Origin of the sequence: Streptomyces sp. A5-4 (genome assembly GCF_051131715.1) — a bacterium.
Taxonomy (GTDB): domain Bacteria; phylum Actinomycetota; class Actinomycetes; order Streptomycetales; family Streptomycetaceae; genus Streptomyces.
In genome coordinates, this window is sequence record NZ_CP178591.1 from 5,759,479 (window position 1) to 5,775,464 (window position 15,986).

At 69.9% G+C, this 15,986-nt stretch carries 16 protein-coding genes; 11 read left to right on the top strand and 5 right to left on the bottom strand.

Annotated features, from left to right (window positions below; genetic code table 11):
• The first annotated feature begins 115 nt into the window (after nucleotides 1-115).
• On the top strand, nucleotides 116-1,069 hold the full coding sequence (gene nudC / locus ACLLJJ_RS26990; RefSeq protein ID WP_434596174.1) for an NAD(+) diphosphatase: 954 nt from the start codon (nucleotides 116-118) through the stop codon (nucleotides 1,067-1,069).
• Nucleotides 1,070-1,424: 355 nt separating this feature from the next.
• Nucleotides 1,425-2,651, top strand: coding sequence for an IS30 family transposase (locus tag ACLLJJ_RS26995; RefSeq protein WP_434596177.1), 1,227 nt, complete (start codon nucleotides 1,425-1,427; stop codon nucleotides 2,649-2,651).
• A gap of 97 nt (nucleotides 2,652-2,748) precedes the next feature.
• Here the strand turns inward: ACLLJJ_RS26995 and ACLLJJ_RS27000 are convergent, their stop codons facing one another.
• The gene (locus ACLLJJ_RS27000) at nucleotides 2,749-3,003 is read right to left on the bottom strand and encodes a glutaredoxin domain-containing protein (protein WP_434596180.1); all 255 of its coding nucleotides are present in this window, start codon (nucleotides 3,001-3,003) and stop codon (nucleotides 2,749-2,751) included.
• Nucleotides 3,004-3,176: 173 nt separating this feature from the next.
• On the opposite strand from ACLLJJ_RS27000, the gene ACLLJJ_RS27005 reads away from it, so the two are divergent.
• The 5 genes from ACLLJJ_RS27005 to ACLLJJ_RS27025 all read left to right on the top strand — a co-directional run bounded on the left by ACLLJJ_RS27005 (nucleotide 3,177) and on the right by ACLLJJ_RS27025 (nucleotide 7,091).
• Nucleotides 3,177-5,384 (top strand): ATP-dependent DNA helicase UvrD2, encoded by a 2,208-nt coding sequence (locus tag ACLLJJ_RS27005; protein ID WP_434596182.1) that lies wholly within the window; start codon nucleotides 3,177-3,179, stop codon nucleotides 5,382-5,384.
• 167 nt (nucleotides 5,385-5,551) lie between these two features.
• Entirely contained in the window at nucleotides 5,552-5,878 is a 327-nt protein-coding gene (locus tag ACLLJJ_RS27010; protein ID WP_434596185.1) for a hypothetical protein, read from the top strand.
• A gap of 158 nt (nucleotides 5,879-6,036) precedes the next feature.
• Nucleotides 6,037-6,405, top strand: a complete 369-nt coding sequence (locus ACLLJJ_RS27015; protein ID WP_347118943.1) for a WhiB family transcriptional regulator — start codon at nucleotides 6,037-6,039, stop codon at nucleotides 6,403-6,405.
• Between the two features lie 32 nt (nucleotides 6,406-6,437).
• The gene (locus ACLLJJ_RS27020) at nucleotides 6,438-6,761 is read left to right on the top strand and encodes a hypothetical protein (protein ID WP_434600533.1); all 324 of its coding nucleotides are present in this window, start codon (nucleotides 6,438-6,440) and stop codon (nucleotides 6,759-6,761) included.
• Between the two features lie 129 nt (nucleotides 6,762-6,890).
• Nucleotides 6,891-7,091 carry a hypothetical protein gene (locus ACLLJJ_RS27025; protein ID WP_434596188.1) on the top strand — a complete coding sequence of 67 codons (201 nt, stop codon included), beginning with the start codon at nucleotides 6,891-6,893 and terminating at the stop codon, nucleotides 7,089-7,091.
• 45 nt (nucleotides 7,092-7,136) lie between these two features.
• On the opposite strand, the gene ACLLJJ_RS27030 is transcribed toward ACLLJJ_RS27025, so the two are convergent.
• Together ACLLJJ_RS27030 and ACLLJJ_RS27035 are read right to left on the bottom strand one after the other, a co-directional pair.
• Nucleotides 7,137-8,564 carry an ABC1 kinase family protein gene (locus ACLLJJ_RS27030; RefSeq protein ID WP_434596191.1) on the bottom strand — a complete coding sequence of 476 codons (1,428 nt, stop codon included), beginning with the start codon at nucleotides 8,562-8,564 and terminating at the stop codon, nucleotides 7,137-7,139.
• Between the two features lie 65 nt (nucleotides 8,565-8,629).
• Nucleotides 8,630-9,775: a ThiF family adenylyltransferase gene (locus ACLLJJ_RS27035; protein WP_434596194.1), complete on the bottom strand. Its 1,146-nt coding sequence runs from the start codon at nucleotides 9,773-9,775 to the stop codon at nucleotides 8,630-8,632.
• 213 nt (nucleotides 9,776-9,988) lie between these two features.
• On the opposite strand from ACLLJJ_RS27035, the gene ACLLJJ_RS27040 reads away from it, so the two are divergent.
• From ACLLJJ_RS27040 to ACLLJJ_RS27055, 4 genes are all read left to right on the top strand, one after another.
• Entirely contained in the window at nucleotides 9,989-10,612 is a 624-nt protein-coding gene (locus tag ACLLJJ_RS27040; protein WP_434596196.1) for a M48 metallopeptidase family protein, read from the top strand.
• Between the two features lie 108 nt (nucleotides 10,613-10,720).
• Entirely contained in the window at nucleotides 10,721-12,328 is a 1,608-nt protein-coding gene (locus ACLLJJ_RS27045; protein WP_434596198.1) for a TerD family protein, read from the top strand.
• 11 nt (nucleotides 12,329-12,339) lie between these two features.
• Nucleotides 12,340-13,020, top strand: a complete 681-nt coding sequence (locus ACLLJJ_RS27050; protein ID WP_434596200.1) for an AIM24 family protein — start codon at nucleotides 12,340-12,342, stop codon at nucleotides 13,018-13,020.
• A gap of 19 nt (nucleotides 13,021-13,039) precedes the next feature.
• A complete protein-coding gene (locus ACLLJJ_RS27055; protein ID WP_434596202.1) occupies nucleotides 13,040-13,795 on the top strand; it encodes an AIM24 family protein in 756 nt (251 codons plus the stop codon).
• 105 nt (nucleotides 13,796-13,900) lie between these two features.
• Here ACLLJJ_RS27055 and ACLLJJ_RS27060 read toward each other — a convergent pair whose 3' ends face one another.
• Together ACLLJJ_RS27060 and ACLLJJ_RS27065 are read right to left on the bottom strand one after the other, a co-directional pair.
• Nucleotides 13,901-14,446, bottom strand: coding sequence for an NUDIX hydrolase (locus ACLLJJ_RS27060; RefSeq protein ID WP_434596205.1), 546 nt, complete (start codon nucleotides 14,444-14,446; stop codon nucleotides 13,901-13,903).
• The gene (locus ACLLJJ_RS27065) at nucleotides 14,443-15,912 is read right to left on the bottom strand and encodes a zinc-dependent metalloprotease (RefSeq protein WP_434596208.1); all 1,470 of its coding nucleotides are present in this window, start codon (nucleotides 15,910-15,912) and stop codon (nucleotides 14,443-14,445) included. Before ACLLJJ_RS27065 ends, ACLLJJ_RS27060 begins: the two co-directional genes overlap by 4 nt.
• Nucleotides 15,913-15,986 lie beyond the last annotated feature (74 nt).

Below are 15,986 nucleotides of genomic sequence, written 5' to 3' on the forward strand. Positions count from 1 at the left end.
CGAAGCCCCTGTACCCGTGACCCGCGCGGCCTTGTGGTGATGAAGCCGTGAAGCCGCGAATAGACCAGCCTGCCTGCCGAACCACCCAGTCCATCCGGGGGAGTTGGAAACACCTGTGAGTACCTCGAACGACCAGACGGGCCCGACCGGGGAGCGGCCGATCGGGCTCGCCGCCCCGAGCGGTCTCGACCGCGCCGCGCACCACCGCCTCGACGAGGCCTGGCTGGCCGCCGCCTGGAGCCACCCCACGACCCGCGTCTTCGTCGTCTCCGGCGGTCAGGTCCTGATCGACGACACACCGGACGGGCACACCGAGCTGGTCATGACCCCGGCCTTCGAAGCCCCGGTCACCGAGACGCACCGTTATTTCCTGGGTACGGACGAGGAGGGCGTCAGCTACTTCGCCCTCCAGAAGGACACCCTGCCGGGCCGCATGGACCAGTCCGCGCGGGCCGCCGGCCTGCGCGAGGCCGGACTGCTGCTCTCCCCCCGCGACTCGGCCCTGATGGTCCACGCCGTCGCCCTGGAGAACTGGCAGCGCCTGCACCGCTTCTGCTCACGCTGCGGCGAGCGCACGGTCATCGCGGCGGCGGGCCACATCCGCCGCTGCCAGGCCTGTGGCGCGGAGCACTACCCGCGCACCGACCCCGCCGTGATCATGCTGGTCACCGACGAGCACGACCGCGCGCTCCTCGGCCGTCAGGTGCACTGGCCGGAAGGCCGATTCTCGACCCTCGCGGGCTTCGTCGAGCCCGGCGAGTCGATCGAGCAGTCGGTGGCCCGCGAGGTCTTCGAGGAGGCGGGCGTCACAGTCGGCACGGTCGAGTACGTCGCCAGCCAGCCGTGGCCGTTCCCGTCCAGCCTGATGCTGGGCTTCATGGCCCGCGCGACGTCCTCGGAGATCACCGTCGACGGCGAGGAGATCCAGGAGGCGCGCTGGTTCTCCCGGGACGACCTGCGGACCGCTATCGAGTCCGGGGAACTCCTGCCCCTGCTCGGCATCTCGATCGCCGCCCGCCTGGTGGAGATCTGGTACGGCAAGCCCCTGCCGAAGCCGCTCGACGCCTAGAAGGCCGATGAAGATCTTGAAATCGCGCCCGGCTTGCACCGGTTCAGTCCGATTGGCATTTACCGGCAATTCGGGGTGAGTCGGGCGGCCTGAGCAAGATCCTCATCGGCCTTCTAGGGGGTGTCCGGTCGATCTCCGTGGCGTCGCGGGGCGTGGCACGCACATCCGCCGCGTTGTCGTCGGTCGCCGACGCTCCGCGTCGACTCCCTCCTCCGCCTTGCAGCTGCACGCACCACATCCCGCTCCTTCTCCCACGGAGATCGACCGAACACCCCCTGGCCGTACGCACGCCAAACGCCCCCCGCGATCTGCTTGAGTTCTAACGGTCGTCGCAACACCCGACTTCGGGAACGCGATGGACTTCGAGATCCGCAAGATCCGCTCATCTCAGGGACGCAAGAAGCTGACCCGGGAACGGGAGGCATACTCCCTGCTCATGCAGCAGGGAGTCAGCAGCCGCGAGGCATGCGAGATCGTCGGGATCAACCGGCGGACCGGCATGCGCTGGCGCAACGGATCGGCACCAACGAAAATGAGACCCGGCTTGCCCGCACACAGAGTGCGGGCAAGCCGGGTCGATTCGTTGTCTCGGTACCTGACACAGGACGAACGCCTCTACATCGCCGACGCGGTCCGGGAGAAGACGACGGTCCGCAAGATCGCAGCGAACCTGAAGCGGAGTCCCTCGACCATCAGCCGCGAGATACGGCGCAACCAGCACCCGGCCAACGGCCAGTACAGGCCCTACGCCGCTCAGGCCCGTGCCGAGGCCCGGCTGCCCCGTCCGAAGCCCGCGAAGATAGCCCAGAACGCCGAGCTGCGTGACTACATCCAGGACCGCCTGGGCAGGCGCTGGAGCCCGGAGCAGATCGTTCACCTGCTCCGCAGGGACTTCCCCGACCGCCCGGAGATGCACGTGGTCCACGAGACGATCTACCAGGCCCTCTACGTCCAGGCCCGAGGCGAGATCCGCAGAGACCTCGCCCGCGCCCTCCGCACGGGACGGGCCCGCCGCAAGCCGCACCGCCAGTCCAACAAGCGACAGCCCCGGTTCTCCACACCCATGGTGATGATCAGCGAACGGCCGGCCGAAGCCGCAGACCGAGCCGTCCCGGGCCACTGGGAAGGCGACTGCATCGTCGGCCCCAGTCACCGATCCGCCATTGGCACCCTTGTCGAACGCAGCACTCGCTACGTGATGCTGGTGCACCTGTCAGACGGGCACAGAGCCGAGCACTTCCACGTCGCCCTGGCGAACACGGTGAAGTCGCTTCCGCCGCAGCTGAAGAGGTCCCTGACCTGGGACCAGGGCAACGAGATGGCACGCCACCACGTCTTCTCCACCGCGGCCGACATGCCGGTCTACTTCTGTGAACCGGGCAGCCCCTGGCAGCGAGGCTCGAACGAGAACACCAACGGCCTGCTCCGGCAGTACTTCCCCAAGGGCACCGACCTCTCTGCCCACACCCGCGAGGAGCTGGACATCGTGGCCGCTGAGCTCAACAGCCGCCCACGCAAAACGCTCGGCTGGGAAACCCCAGCCGAGCGTCTGTCTAAACTGCTCGCGCCCGCCTCACTCTGACCCCGTGTTGCGTCGATCGCTGGAATTCAAGCTGTGTCGTGGGGGGCGTTTCGCGTGCGTACGGCCAACGCGTACGGCCAGGGGCCGCAGGGCGTCGTCAGACGCCCAGAGCCTGCTTGACCTGCGCGAGGCTCGGGTTGCTCATGACCGACTGCTCGCCGGAGGTGGGGACCACGAGGACCGTCGGGACGGTCTGGTTTCCACCGTTCGCCTTCTCGACGAAGGCCGCGGACTCCGGGTCGTGCTCGATGTTGATCTCGTTGTACGCGATGCCCTCGCGGTCCATCTGGCTCTTCAGCCTGCGGCAGTAGCCGCACCACGTGGTGCTGTACATCGTCACAGTGCCCGGCATGTCTTTGGCGCTCCTTTGGTTCGCTGGGGGATCCGTGTTCCCAGTGACTCGAACGTACGCGACCCGGTCACCATTCCCGCCTGGTTACGACTACCGAGTGATTAGTACGACCACTGGCCACCCCCTGTGGACAACGGCCGCTCCCACCTCTCGCGACCTGGCAGCATGGCGGGGTGACAGCAGCAACGCACTCCTCCCTTTTCCCGCAGGCCCCCGAGTCGGCGGACGCGGTGCTCGAAGGACTCGACCCCGAGCAGCGCGCGGTCGCGACGGCCCTGCACGGCCCGGTGTGCGTGCTGGCCGGAGCCGGTACGGGCAAGACCCGTGCGATCACCCACCGCATCGCGTACGGCGTGCGCGCCGGGATCATCCAGCCCAACAGCGTGCTGGCCGTCACCTTCACCAACCGCGCCGCGGGCGAGATGCGCGGCCGGCTTCGCCAGCTCGGCGCGGGCGGCGTCCAGGCACGGACATTCCACTCCGCCGCGCTGCGCCAGCTCCAGTACTTCTGGCCGAAAGCAGTCGGCGGCGACATGCCACGACTCGTCGAGCGCAAGGTCCAGCTGGTCGCCGAGGCCGCCGCGCGCTGCCGTATCCGGCTCGACCGCAACGAACTGCGGGACGTGACGGGCGAGATCGAGTGGGCCAAGGTCACCCAGACCGTCCCCGGCGACTATCCCGCCGCCGTCGCCAAGTCCAGCCGCGACGCCCCCAGGAATCCGGCCGAGATCTCCCAGATCTACGGACTGTACGAGCAGCTCAAGCGTGACCGGAGCATGATCGACTTCGAGGATGTGCTGCTGCTGACCGTCGGCATCCTCCAGGACCGGCAGGACATCGCCGACCATGTGCGCAGTCAGTACCAGCACTTTGTCGTGGACGAGTACCAGGACGTGAGCCCGCTCCAGCAGCGACTGCTCGAGCTGTGGCTCGGCGACCGCGACAGTCTGTGCGTCGTCGGCGACGCCAGCCAGACGATCTACTCCTTCACCGGCGCCACCCCCGACCACCTGCTGAATTTCCGCACCCAGCATCCGAACGCCACCGTGGTGAAGCTGGTCCGCGACTACCGCTCGACCCCGCAGGTCGTCCACCTGGCCAACGGCCTGCTGAACCAGGCCCGCGGCCGGGCCGCCGAGCACCGCTTGGAGCTCATCTCCCAGCGCGAGGCGGGCCCCAACCCGGTCTACCAGGAGTACGCGGACGAGCCCGCCGAGGCCGAGGGCACCGCCCGCCGCATCCGCGACCTCATCAAGGCGGGCGTCCCGGCCGGCGAGATCGCCGTGCTCTACCGCATCAACGCCCAGTCGGAGGTGTACGAGCAGGCCCTGGCCGACGCCGGTGTGCCGTACCAGCTGCGGGGCGCGGAGCGGTTCTTCGAGCGCCAGGAGGTGCGGGAGGCGGGCATCGCGCTGCGCGGCGCGGCGCGCGCCGGTGGCAACGACTCGCTGCTCGACGACGCCGACGGCCTGCCCTCCCAGGTTCGGGCGGTGCTGAGCACCAAGGGCTGGACGACCGAACCTCCGGCGGGCTCGGGCGCCGTCCGGGACCGCTGGGAGTCGCTGGCCGCCCTGGTGCGGCTCGCGGAGGACTACACCAAGGCCAAGCCGTCCGCGACCCTCTCCGACCTGGTCACGGAGCTCGACGAGCGCGCGGCCGCCCAGCACGCACCCACGATCCAGGGCGTCACCCTGGCCTCGCTGCACTCGGCGAAGGGCCTGGAGTGGGACGCCGTGTTCCTGGTCGGCCTCACCGAGGGCATGATGCCGATCACCTACGCGAAGACCGACGAGCAGGTAGAGGAGGAACGACGACTGCTGTACGTCGGTGTCACGCGCGCCAGGGTGCACCTGAGTCTGTCCTGGGCGCTGTCCCGCTCGCCCGGCGGTCGGGCCTCCCGCCGCCCCAGCCGGTTCCTGAGCGGCCTGCGCCCCGGCTCGGGGGCTCCGGCCGGCCGCGGCGCAGGGGGCGCCGGAGGCATCGAGCACGGCGCCGCGGCAGGCAGCACGGGCACCGGCACCGGCACCGGCATCAAGCGGAGGCGGCGCGGGCAGGTCAGGTGCCGGGTGTGTGCGAAGACACTCACCGAGGCCGGCGAGGTGAAGCTGATGCGTTGCGAGGACTGTCCGTCCGACATCGACGAGGCGCTGCACGAGCGGCTGCGCGACTGGCGCGCGGGCCAGGCCGAGGAGCTGGGACAGCCCGCCTTCTGCGTCTTCACCGACAAGACCCTGATGGCGATCGCCGAGGCGGTGCCGGGCGACGACGGAGCACTGGCCATGATCTCCGGGGTCGGCGCCCGGAAACTGGAGCGGTTCGGAGCCGATGTGCTGGCTCTCTGCGCAGGTCAGGACCTTGGAGGAGTCGACGAGGAGGATTGATCAAAACTCGTCCAGAAAATAGTTTGCGCATGCCCCAGGAATCCCCATAGGTTCTTAACCACGGAAACAAGGGCTTCTCCGAAGCCCTGTGCCCGTGCTGTACTTATCCACACACATGGGATCCGGCTCCGGCCGAGGTCCCCGAGACGCCGAGGGAGGCGAGCCCAGTGACCAGCTTCACGACTTTCACCAAAGTGACCGATCGCTCGGTCGTCGCCACCTGCCCGCTCGGCTCCTCGCGCCGTGGTACCGGTCTGTCCGGCATTGCTGCCTTCAGCCCCGCGGTCTTCAGCCCGGCCGTGCTGGTCCTGGCTGATCTCCCCGTCCGGGAGCGCAATGAGCGACCGACCGAGGCACCGGAAGCAGCAGTAGCAGTCGCGCAGGCACATGCCTATGCCTCTGCGGCGGCCGGTGCCGGATTGAAGAAGCAGACGACGCAGCACCACACGATGTGGGCCTTCCGTGGGCCTGAACCCTGGAGTGATCCAGCCTGATTCACCATCAGGCAGGCGCCTTCAGGGCCGCGGAACCCCACCCGGGATCCGCGGCCCTTTTGTTTTGCCCGAACGGGCGAGACGCAGCGAAGGGGCCTCGGGACAGCAGAAGCCATCCGGCCAACAGGCCGGAACAACCAGACGAGGAAAAAACCACCGTGCAACTCGAAGCGCACGCCCCGTCCGTACCGCCTTCCCGAACGATCTCCCCGCCCGGTCTCACGGAGGACCCCGCCTTGACTCCCCTCACCGCGCTCACCGCGCTCGACGACGCCATCGAGAACCTCGGCGTACCCGTCCCCTGCCGTTCCTTCGACCCGGAGGTCTTCTTCGCCGAGTCCCCGGCCGATGTCGAGTACGCCAAGTCGCTCTGCCGCACCTGCCCGCTGGTCGAGGCCTGCCTCGCCGGTGCCAAGGAGCGCCGTGAGCCTTGGGGTGTCTGGGGTGGCGAGCTCTTCGTCCAGGGTGTCGTGGTCGCCCGCAAGCGTCCGCGTGGCCGTCCCCGCAAGAACCCGGTCGCAGCATGACCAACATTTCCTGGGGGACCGCGCTCAAGCCCCTGAACCGCATCGGCACCATCGACCGACCCCATACGCACGATCCGAAGAAGCAGGCCCCGATGACCTCTCTCGCCAGCGAGCCCTTCGGGTCCGCGACCCCCGCCGTCACCACCATTGGCGCGAACGACTCACGCCAGAACAGGACCCGCGAAATGCAACTCATCCCAGAAGCCCTGGCTCGTGCTCATATGCACGAACTGCTGCGGGAAGCCGAAGCGGAACGCCGGGCCGTGCGCCTGGTCGCCGCCCGGCGGATGCAGCGCCGTGCCGAGCGCACCGCACTGCGCGCCCGTCGCGCTCTGGCCATGGCGGTCATGCAGTAAGAAGCCCGGCACCGAAAGCGCCGGCAGGCACAATCAGCAATCAGCTCTCTGTGGGGGCCGGTCCGAACGGACCGGCCCCCACGGTGCGTTGTCCCCGCGGCCACCCCGGTACGGGGATATCGTCACGGGGTGGACCAGCAGACCCCCAGCCCCGCAGCACAGCCGGGTGCCGAGCACCTCGTGTGCGCCCGCTGCGGCGCGGTCTCCCAGGGCATCCCACCGACCTGGACCTGTTCCGTGGAGAACGGCAGCCGTCACTACTTCTGCGACGACTGTTCGCGCGCCAACCTCAGAGCCATCGAGGGGCGGCTCGATTCGCCCTGGTGGTGACCACCGCCCCCGGGGCCGGTCCGGCGGATCAAGGCCGGACAGTCCCTAGGCCCCGGCCGCCGCCACCCCGTCCTCCTCATCGTCCTTGCTCCCGGCGCCCACTTCGGTGCCTTCGCTGTCCTCCGGCCGGGGCAGGAATCCGGGCAGCCACTCCTCCAGCTCGTCCCGCAGCCGCACCGTCGCACCCAGTTGGCAGAGCACCCCGATCGTGCTCAAAGTCACCCGGTGTATCAGCAGATAGGCGGGCGGCAGATTGAGCTGCTTGCCCAACTGGTGCGCGGGGGAGCGGATATCGGCGACCCGCGCCGCCTGACTGCGCATCCAGCCCCGGCTGAAGGTGAACTCCGACACCTGCGCCGGCTCGATGATCGGCAGCAGATAGTCCAGTACGGCGTCCGGGTCGAGGTCGATCGACTCCTTGACGAACCCCTCCTCGCACAGCAGCTCGTACACCGCCTCGGCCTCGCCGTCGATCGTCATGCGCAATGACCTGCCGACCGTGTCGGGCAGTCCGCCGGGCAGCCGGTCCACGGTGCCGAAGTCCAGCACCCCGAGCCGCCACTTCTCGGCCTCGCCCTCCTCGCCGTCGTCGTCCTCCACGGGCAGTAGCCGGAAGTTGCCCGGATGCGGGTCCGCGTGCAGCAGTCCGGTGCGGGCCGGACCCGAGAAGAGGAAGCGGGCCAGCAGTTGCCCGGCTCGGTCGCGCTGCTCGGTCGTACCGTCCGTGATCACGTCGGCCAGCGGAATGCCGTCGATCCACTCGGTCACCAGCACCTGGTCGCTCTGGTGCACCACGTCGGGCACCACCACGTCCGGGTCGGTCGCGAACTCCCGAGCGTGTTCCCGCTGGGCCTTCGCCTCCAGCTCGTAGTCCAGCTCCTCCGAGACCCGGTCGCGCAGCTCGGAGATGAGCGGCTTGATGTCCATGCCCGGGATCATCGGAGCCAGCAGCCAGGCGAAACGGCTCAGTTGGTTCAGGTCGGAGAGCAAGGCTTCGCCGGCGCCCGGATACTGCACCTTGACCGCGACCTCACGCCCGTCGTGCCACACCGCCCGGTGCACCTGGCCGATCGAGGCGGCGGCCGACGGCTTGTTCTCGAATTCCAGGAACAGGTCGGGCCAGTTCTCCCCGAGCCGCTCGGCCAGCACCGCGTGCACGGTGCGGGTCGGCATCGGCGGGGCGGCTTCCTGGAGCTTCGTCAGCGCTGCCCGGTAGGGGCCCGCGACCTCCTCGGGCAGTGCGGACTCGAAGACGGACAGCGCCTGCCCGAACTTCATGGCACCGCCCTTGAGCTCGCCGAGCACCTTGAAGAGCTGGTCGGCCGTGCGCTGCTGGAGCTCACGCCCCACGATCTCGGCGGATCTGCCGCCGATCCGCTTGCCGAGCCCCCAAGTGGCCCGGCCCGCGAAGCCCAGCGGCAGTGCCGCCAGCTTGGCGGTACGGGTGACCGCCTTCCGGGGAAGATCAGACATGCGCCCCTCCAAAACCCAGACACCCGCGCCGTGTGTGCCTTGCGGCGTCGCCTCCACGGTCACGGTTACCCGGCCATTGTGTCCTGTGGCTCGGCGGCCCCCGAGGTGTACTCCCCCTCAGTGTGCCCACTCGCACCGCAGGGACAGTCGGAGTGCGGCAACATCCGCTCCCGTCTCCAGTCCAGCAGCGGCAGTGCGGCCTCCCACCGCACCCCCGTGGTCGCCGGCAGCTCACCGTCCAGAAAGGACAGGGCGTGGGCTGCGGCCAGCCCCGCCACCGAGGTCGCCAGGGCGATGTCGCACGCCGGTACGGGGCCGGGGCGTCCGGAGCGCCACTGTGCCAGCATCCGGGGCCACCCGGGATCGCGCTCCGCCCGCCCCAGTGCCATGCAGCCCGCGCACGCGCTCCCGCCCGGCAGCACGAGCGGCCCCACCAGGCCTGTCCCCTCGATCACCCCCGCGTACAAATGAGGAGTCCCCGAACGCAGCCAGGGCTCGGCCGCGGCCGGATCGGGGGCGTACGCCGCGGAGCCGTCCCGCGGAGCCACGACGACGAGGGACAGCCCCGGCTCGCTCCCGGCAGTGGACCCGCCGGACTCCGCCGCCCGCGGCGGCCGGTCGGGCGCCGACCGGCGCACCAGCTGCCGGGCCGCCACGTCCCGCCGGTCGCCGACGGACTGGGCGGGCAGCCCGCCCGGCGCCACGTCCCACGGCTCCACACATCCGCCGTCCAACACCTCGACACGCCCGACACCCCCGGCGGCCAGTACCGAGGCGATCGTCGCGCCGACCCGCCCGGCGCCCCGCACCTGAACCTGTATGGCCCGCCGCGCCGCCAGCCGCCGCGCTCCGTCGCCCGGCGCCGGATGGATCACCGAGAGCGATGCCAGGTCGGGCCGGAGCCGGTCGCGCGCTCCGGCGCGTCCCCGCAGCGCGTCCGCCCCGGAGCCACCGCCTGTGGCGTCGTCGATCAGCCCCGCCGCCGACAGCCGCGTCACCAACTCGTCCACCCGCCCGTCCGGCAGGCCCATGGCCCTGGCCTCCTCGCGCAGCAGCGGTAGGCCCCGGGTCCCGTCCAGCAGCGCGAGGAAACTCCCCGTCGCCGTGTCCACCGGCCCCACTGTCACCGCGTGCGCGGATGTCGTCCCGAATTGCACGGTCTGCCGGTCCCGCCATGCGCGCCGCAGCGCGGGCTTCACCACCGGATGCATATCTGCCGCCCCCCGTCGTCATCAAGATCGATTACGAGATCCGTCCGGAGATCCGTTCTCGGATCCCAGAATGCACGGCGCGGTCGAACCGTGCGGAAAGTTGTCCACAGGCCCGGGATGTTTGTCGTTCAAATGGTGCACTCCAGGGAGCGGATCGTGTTCGACCCATCCTGAGGCGGGACTTCCGCCGCTGACAGCGGGTAACGTCGGGGCGTGTCCGCCGACCCGTCCCCCCGCTTCGCGGGAGAGACCCCACTGCACAGTGCCGGTAGTCCGCAGCGCGGCGCGCCGAATCAGCCACCCACCGGCTTGCGGCCGAGCGCGGTCGAGGTGCGCAGGAGCGCGAGACGCAGCAGAACGGTTTCCGCGTACCGGGAGGGCGACCGCACCATCGTGCTCATTCCCGCCCGGATGTCGGAGGCGGAAGAGCAACGCTGGGTGACGGTCATGCTCGACAAACTCGCCGCCCAGGAGAACAAACGCGTGTTCGGGGACGCCGAACTGGCCGAGCGCGCGCAGCGCTTGTCCGGCCAGTACTTCGACGGGAGGGCGCTGCCCACCTCCGTACGCTGGGTGACCAATCAGAACACCCGATGGGGATCGTGCACCCCGGCGGAGGGCAGCATCCGCCTCTCGCACCGGCTGCAGGGCATGCCGGAGTACGTCGTCGACTACGTCCTCGTCCATGAGCTCGCCCACCTCCTCGTACCGGGCCACGGCCCCCGCTTCTGGCGGCTCCTGGAGGCGTATCCGCGCACCGAGCGGGCCCGTGGTTATCTCGAAGGGGTGGTGGCCGCCGACCGGTTGCCGCACCTGCCGGGCGCACGCGATGAGTGACAGTCGGTGATTCTGTACCGAGTGTGTACCGGCTTGGCCGGATGTCGGCGTTTGCGGTTAGCCTGACGCGACGCATTTACATTCGGGACTGGGGGACGGTCGTTACGCATGGCCAGGGAATTCCAAAGCGGCCACAAGGCCAAGATCAGTGACCTCACAGCGGGAACGGACCTGTACGTAGGCGTGCAGATCGCCGGTCCCGGACTGACCTTCGACATCAGCTGCTTCGGCCTCGACGTCAACGAGCAGCTCTCGGACGACCGGTATTTCATCTTCTTCAACCAGCCGAAGTCGCCCGAGGAATCCATCCAGCAGCTCGGCCCGCAGTCCGGTGACACCGAGTCCTTCCGCATCACCCTGGACCGCATCCCGGCGAACATCCACAAGCTCTCCTTCACCGCCACGATCGACGGCGCGGGTCAGATGTCGCAGGTCGGACCGGGCTATGTCCGGATCGTCGCGGGCGGCGAAGAGGTCGTCAGGTACGCCTTCAACGGCTCGCAGTTCAGCACCGAGCGCGCGGTGATGCTGGGCGACTTCTACCTCAAGGACGTCTGGCGGTTCGCCGCCGTCGGCCAGGGATTCGACGGCGGGCTCGACGCCCTCCTGAAGAACTTCGGCGGCGAGGTGGCCGAGGAAGAGCCGGCCGCGCAGCCGACGGCGGGAGCTCCGTCCTTCGCTCCGCCGCCCCAGGCGCAGCAGCCCGCACCGTCCTTCGGTGCGCCCCCGGCACCGGCCCCCGCCCCTGCCCCCGCGCAGAGCTTCGCCCCGCCGCAGGCCCCGGCACCCGCCGCCCCGCAGATGCACTCGGCGCCGACTGTTGCCGCGCCGCTGCACCCGCAGGGCGGCGCCGCTCCGGCGCCGTACGGACAGCCGCCCCAGCCGCCCCAGTTCGGCCAGATCCCGGGGCAGCCGCCGGGCCAGTTCCAGCCGCCCGGCCAGATTCCGGGCCAGGCCCAGCCGCCGGGCGTGCCCGCCCCCTACGGCCAGAGCGCGCCGTTCGGGCAGCCGCAGGGCGCACCTCAGGGCGTGCCCCAAGGTGTTCCGCAGGCCGGAGCCGGTCTCGCGGCCGCTCTCCAGCCGTACCGCGAAGCACCCACCGGCCAGCGCTGGACCCCGCAGAACCAGCAGCTCATCCGGGTCGAGCTCGGCATGGGTGGTACGCCGATCCTGGCCCGTCAGGGCAGCATGGTGATGTACCAGGGCAAGGTCGACTTCAGCCACAAGGGCGCAGGCTTCGCGGGCCGGCTCGCCGGTAACGCGACCGGCCAGGAAATGCAGCTGATGCGCTGCTCCGGCCGCGGCCAGGTCTTCCTCGCCGAAGAGGGCGCGAATCTGCACCCCATCGAGCTCCAGGGCGACGGCATCTGCGTCTCCGCGGAGAACGTCCTCGCCTTCGACGAGTCGCTGCAGTATGAGATCCGCCGCATCGAGGGCCACGGCATTCCCGGCGGGGCCCTGTTCACCATGCAGTTCCAGGGCTCGGGCACGGTCGTCGTCAAGACGCACGGCGTTCCGGTGGTCCTGCCCGTCACGCCGACCACCTTCGCCGACGCCAACGCCGTCGTCGCGTGGTCCTCCGCGTCCCAGGTGATCCTCTCCAGCCAGGTGCGCCTGCGCCGAAACGCCTATCCCGGCCACAGCGGAGAGACCATCAACCTCCAATTCCGGGGCGCCCCCGGAAACTTCATCGTCGTCCAGCCCTACGAGGTCTGAGGGAGCCCGTCATGAACCAGCAACTCGCGGGCTTCGCCCCGACACCGATCACGGCCCGGATGGAAAATCACGGCCGTGCGATGCTCAAGGTCGCCATGGCCGGCGGCCAGGACCTTTACGCGCGCACCGGCTCCATGGTGGCGTACGAGGGCTTCATCCAGTACGAGCCGAATCCGCCCGGCGTACGCCAGGCCGCCTCCCAGTGGGTCACCGGCGAAGGCGCGCCGATCATGAAGTGCGCGGGTGACGGCCTGCTCTACCTCGCCGACTACGGCGCGGACGTCGTCGTGATCAACCTCAACAATGACTCGCTGTCGGTCAACGGCACCAACCTGCTGGCTTTCGACGCCCACCTCCAGTGGGGCGTTGAGCGGGTGAAGGGGCTGGCCAAGTTCACCGGGCAGGGCCTGTGGAACGTCCAGATCGCGGGCACCGGCTGGGTCGCGGTGACCTCGCGGGGCACCCCGATCGTCGTCGACTGCGGCAGTGGTGAGGACGAGACCTATGTCGACCCGGACGCCCTCGTCGCCTGGTCGCCGAACCTCAAGGTGAAGGGGAAGCGCAGCTTCAAGGCCTCCTCCCTGATCGGCCGAGGGAGCGGTGAGGCGTACCAAATGGCCTTCTCCGGCCAGGGCATGGTCGTCGTACAGCCGAGTGAGGACAGCACCGACCGCCTGCGGATCCGGGACTGAGGGGGAGCGGGAACACATCATGCAGAGTCCACTTTTCAGCCACACGGAACAGCAGTCCCAGGACCGGTACACCGTGCAGAATCCGCAGCTCCTGCGGGTTTCGCTCACCGGTCAGGACGACGTCCTCGCCCGCAAGGGCTCCATGGTCGCGTACCAGGGACTGATGGACTTCGACGGCGAGTACCAGTCCAACAACCAGCGCCGGGCCCATGCCCGCACGGGTGAGGGCCTCGACCTGATGCGCTGCTCGGGTCAGGGCACCGTCTACTTCGCCAACCTCGCGCAGTACGTCCACGTGGTGGACGTCGACCGCGACGGCATGACGGTGGACAGCAGCTATGTCCTCGCCCTGGACTCCACACTGCACACCGAAGTCATCGCCGTGGACAGCCAGTACGGCATCTCGGGCTCGGGCAAGTACCAGCTCAACATCTCCGGGCAGGGCAAGGTCGCGCTGATGACCTCCGGCCAGCCGCTGATGGTGCAGGTCACGCCCGACAAGTACGTCAACGCCGACGCCGACGCGATCGTCGCCTGGTCCAGTTCGCTGCGCGTGCAGATGCAGGCCCAGACGCACTCCTCCGGTATCCGGCGCCGGCGTGGCAACACCGGTGAGGGCTGGGAGCTCAGCTTCCTCGGGCAGGGCTTCGCGCTCGTGCAGCCCAGCGAGGTCATGCCGCCGCAGCACGCGCAGATCGGCGAGGGTGTCGCGGCGCAGTTCGGCGTGGGCCAGCAGGGCGCGTACGGTCAGAACCAGAACAACGCCTGGAGCTGACAGCACGGCGGATCATCGCGAGTAGAACGTGAGTAAGGGGCGGCCCCCCAGGGGGCCGCCCCTTACTCACGCCTGCTCAAGACTCGTGGGCTGCTCAAGATCCGTTCACGATGTCGGCCGGAGCGCCGCGAGCGTGCTCGTCACCAGACGTACGACCGACTCGTCGGCCACACCGGCCACCTCGTCGTAGGTGAACCAGCGCAGGTCCAGCGACTCCTCGCTGACCGCCTCCACCGCGCCATCGGGCGCCAGCGCGGCGTACTGCACATCCAGATGGCAGTTGCAGGGCGCCGGAATCGGGTGCCGGTCCAGCCGCACCGGGCCCACCGGCAGTAGCGTCAGCCCGGCGATCCCCGACTCCTCGGTGGCCTCCCGCAGTGCGGCGCCGGCGAGGGTCGGGTCGCCCGGCTCGCAGTGCCCGCCCATCTGGAGCCACATCCGCAGCTTCCTGTGCAGCGTCAGCAGGACCCGCCCGCGCGACGGGTCGATGACCAGCGCGCTCGCCGTGACATGCCCGGCCTCGCAGGCCTTCCACATCCCGTCCGGATGCGCCGCCAAGTGGTCCAGATAGGCCCGGCGCAGCTGCTCCTGACCCTGCTCCCGGCCCTCGTAGCCCTTCAGCACGAGGACCGCGTCGTCGTACAGGCTCACTTGTCGCTGTCGCCCTCTTCCTCGGCCGCTCCGGCTGCGTCGCCCGGCTTCGCGTCGCCCGGCCCGACGTCGCCCTTGGGGGCCTCGCTGTCCTTCTTCAGGGTCGGCCTGCCACCGGCCGCCTCGCCGAGCATCTTGTCGAGCTCGGAGAAGTCCAGCTGCTCGCGGTGCACGAACCCGTCCGGGTCGTCCAGGTCGTCCGCCGTCGGCAGCATGTCCGGGTGCTCCCACAGCGCGTCGCGACCGTCGAGGCCGCGTGCGTCGGTGAGCGAGGCCCACAGCCGCGAGGCGTCCCGCAGCCGGCGTGGCCGCAGCTGAAGCCCGATGAGCGTCGCGAAAGTCTGCTCGGCGGGGCCGCCGGAAGCCCGCCGCCTGCGCAGGGTCTCGCGCAGCGCGTCCGCCGAGGTGAGCCGGGGCTTGGCGGCCTCGTGCACCACCGCGTCCACCCAGCCCTCCACCAGCGCCAGGGCCGTCTCCAGACGGGCCAGCGCCGCCTTCTGCGCCGGGGTGTCCTCCGGCTGGAACATGCCCTGCTGGAGCGCCTCCTGCAGCTGCTCGGGGTGCTGCGGGTCGAGCCGGCCGACGACGTCCTCCAGCTTCGAGGTGTCGACCGTGATCCCGCGCGCGTACCCCTCGACCGCGCCGAACAGGTGCGAGCGCAGCCACGGGACATGCGCGAAGAGACGCTGGTGGGCCGCCTCGCGCAGGGCGAGATACAGCCGCACCTCGTCCTTGCCGACGCCGAGGTCCTTGCCGAACGCCTCGATGTTCACCGGGAGCAGTGCGGCTTTGCCCGCCGGGCCGAGCGGCAGCCCGATGTCGGTCGACCCGACCACCTCGCCCGCCAGCACGCCGACAGCCTGACCGATCTGCTGGCCGAACATCGCCCCGCCCATGGAGCGCATCATCCCGAGCAGCGGGCCGGCCATGGCCTGCATCTCCTCGGGCAGTACGTCGCCCATCGCGGCGCCGACGCGCTCGGCGACCGGGTCCACCAGCTGCTTCCACGCGGGCAGCGTCGCCTCGACCCACTCGGCGCGGCTCCACGCCACCGACGTGCTCGCGCCGGACGGCAGGGACGTCACACCGTCCAGCCACAGGTCGGCCAGCCGCACGGCCTCCTCGACCGCGGACCGCTCGCCGGGGCTCACGCTGGCGTCCTTGGTGCCGTCGGCGGTGCCCTGCGCGACGGTCTGGCGTGCGATGTCCTTGGCCATGTCCCAGTTCACGGGACCGCCCTCGTAGCTGAGCATCTGGCCCAGCTGCTGGAACGCCGCACCGAGATCGTTCGGGTTGAGCGAGCCGAACATCGCAGCGAACGGGTTCTCGCCGCCCGCGCCGCCGGTCAGCGAGCCGAAAGGATCCGCTGGATTCCGGCCACCCTCGCCACTGCCCTCGCTGCCCTTCTTCTTGCCATCGTCGCCGTCCTCCGGCGGAAGGCCGAATCCGAATGGGGAGTCACTCACGGGTTTCCTCGGCTCATTGGGCCGCCGGCTCCGGCCGACGGCGACTGCCCGACATCACCACCCAGCGTAGACAC

What these genes read in the sequence shown, in the direction of transcription:
- ACLLJJ_RS27050 (WP_434596200.1), top strand. Translation starts at nt 12,340, where the DNA reads ATGAACCAGCAACTCGCGGGCTTCGCCCCGACACCGATCACGGCCCGG.
- ACLLJJ_RS27000 (WP_434596180.1), bottom strand. Translation starts at nt 3,003, where the DNA reads ATGCCGGGCACTGTGACGATGTACAGCACCACGTGGTGCGGCTACTGC.
- ACLLJJ_RS27030 (WP_434596191.1), bottom strand. Translation starts at nt 8,564, where the DNA reads ATGTCTGATCTTCCCCGGAAGGCGGTCACCCGTACCGCCAAGCTGGCG.
- ACLLJJ_RS27035 (WP_434596194.1), bottom strand. Translation starts at nt 9,775, where the DNA reads ATGCATCCGGTGGTGAAGCCCGCGCTGCGGCGCGCATGGCGGGACCGG.
- ACLLJJ_RS27055 (WP_434596202.1), top strand. Translation starts at nt 13,040, where the DNA reads ATGCAGAGTCCACTTTTCAGCCACACGGAACAGCAGTCCCAGGACCGG.
- ACLLJJ_RS26995 (WP_434596177.1), top strand. Translation starts at nt 1,425, where the DNA reads ATGGACTTCGAGATCCGCAAGATCCGCTCATCTCAGGGACGCAAGAAG.
- ACLLJJ_RS27045 (WP_434596198.1), top strand. Translation starts at nt 10,721, where the DNA reads ATGGCCAGGGAATTCCAAAGCGGCCACAAGGCCAAGATCAGTGACCTC.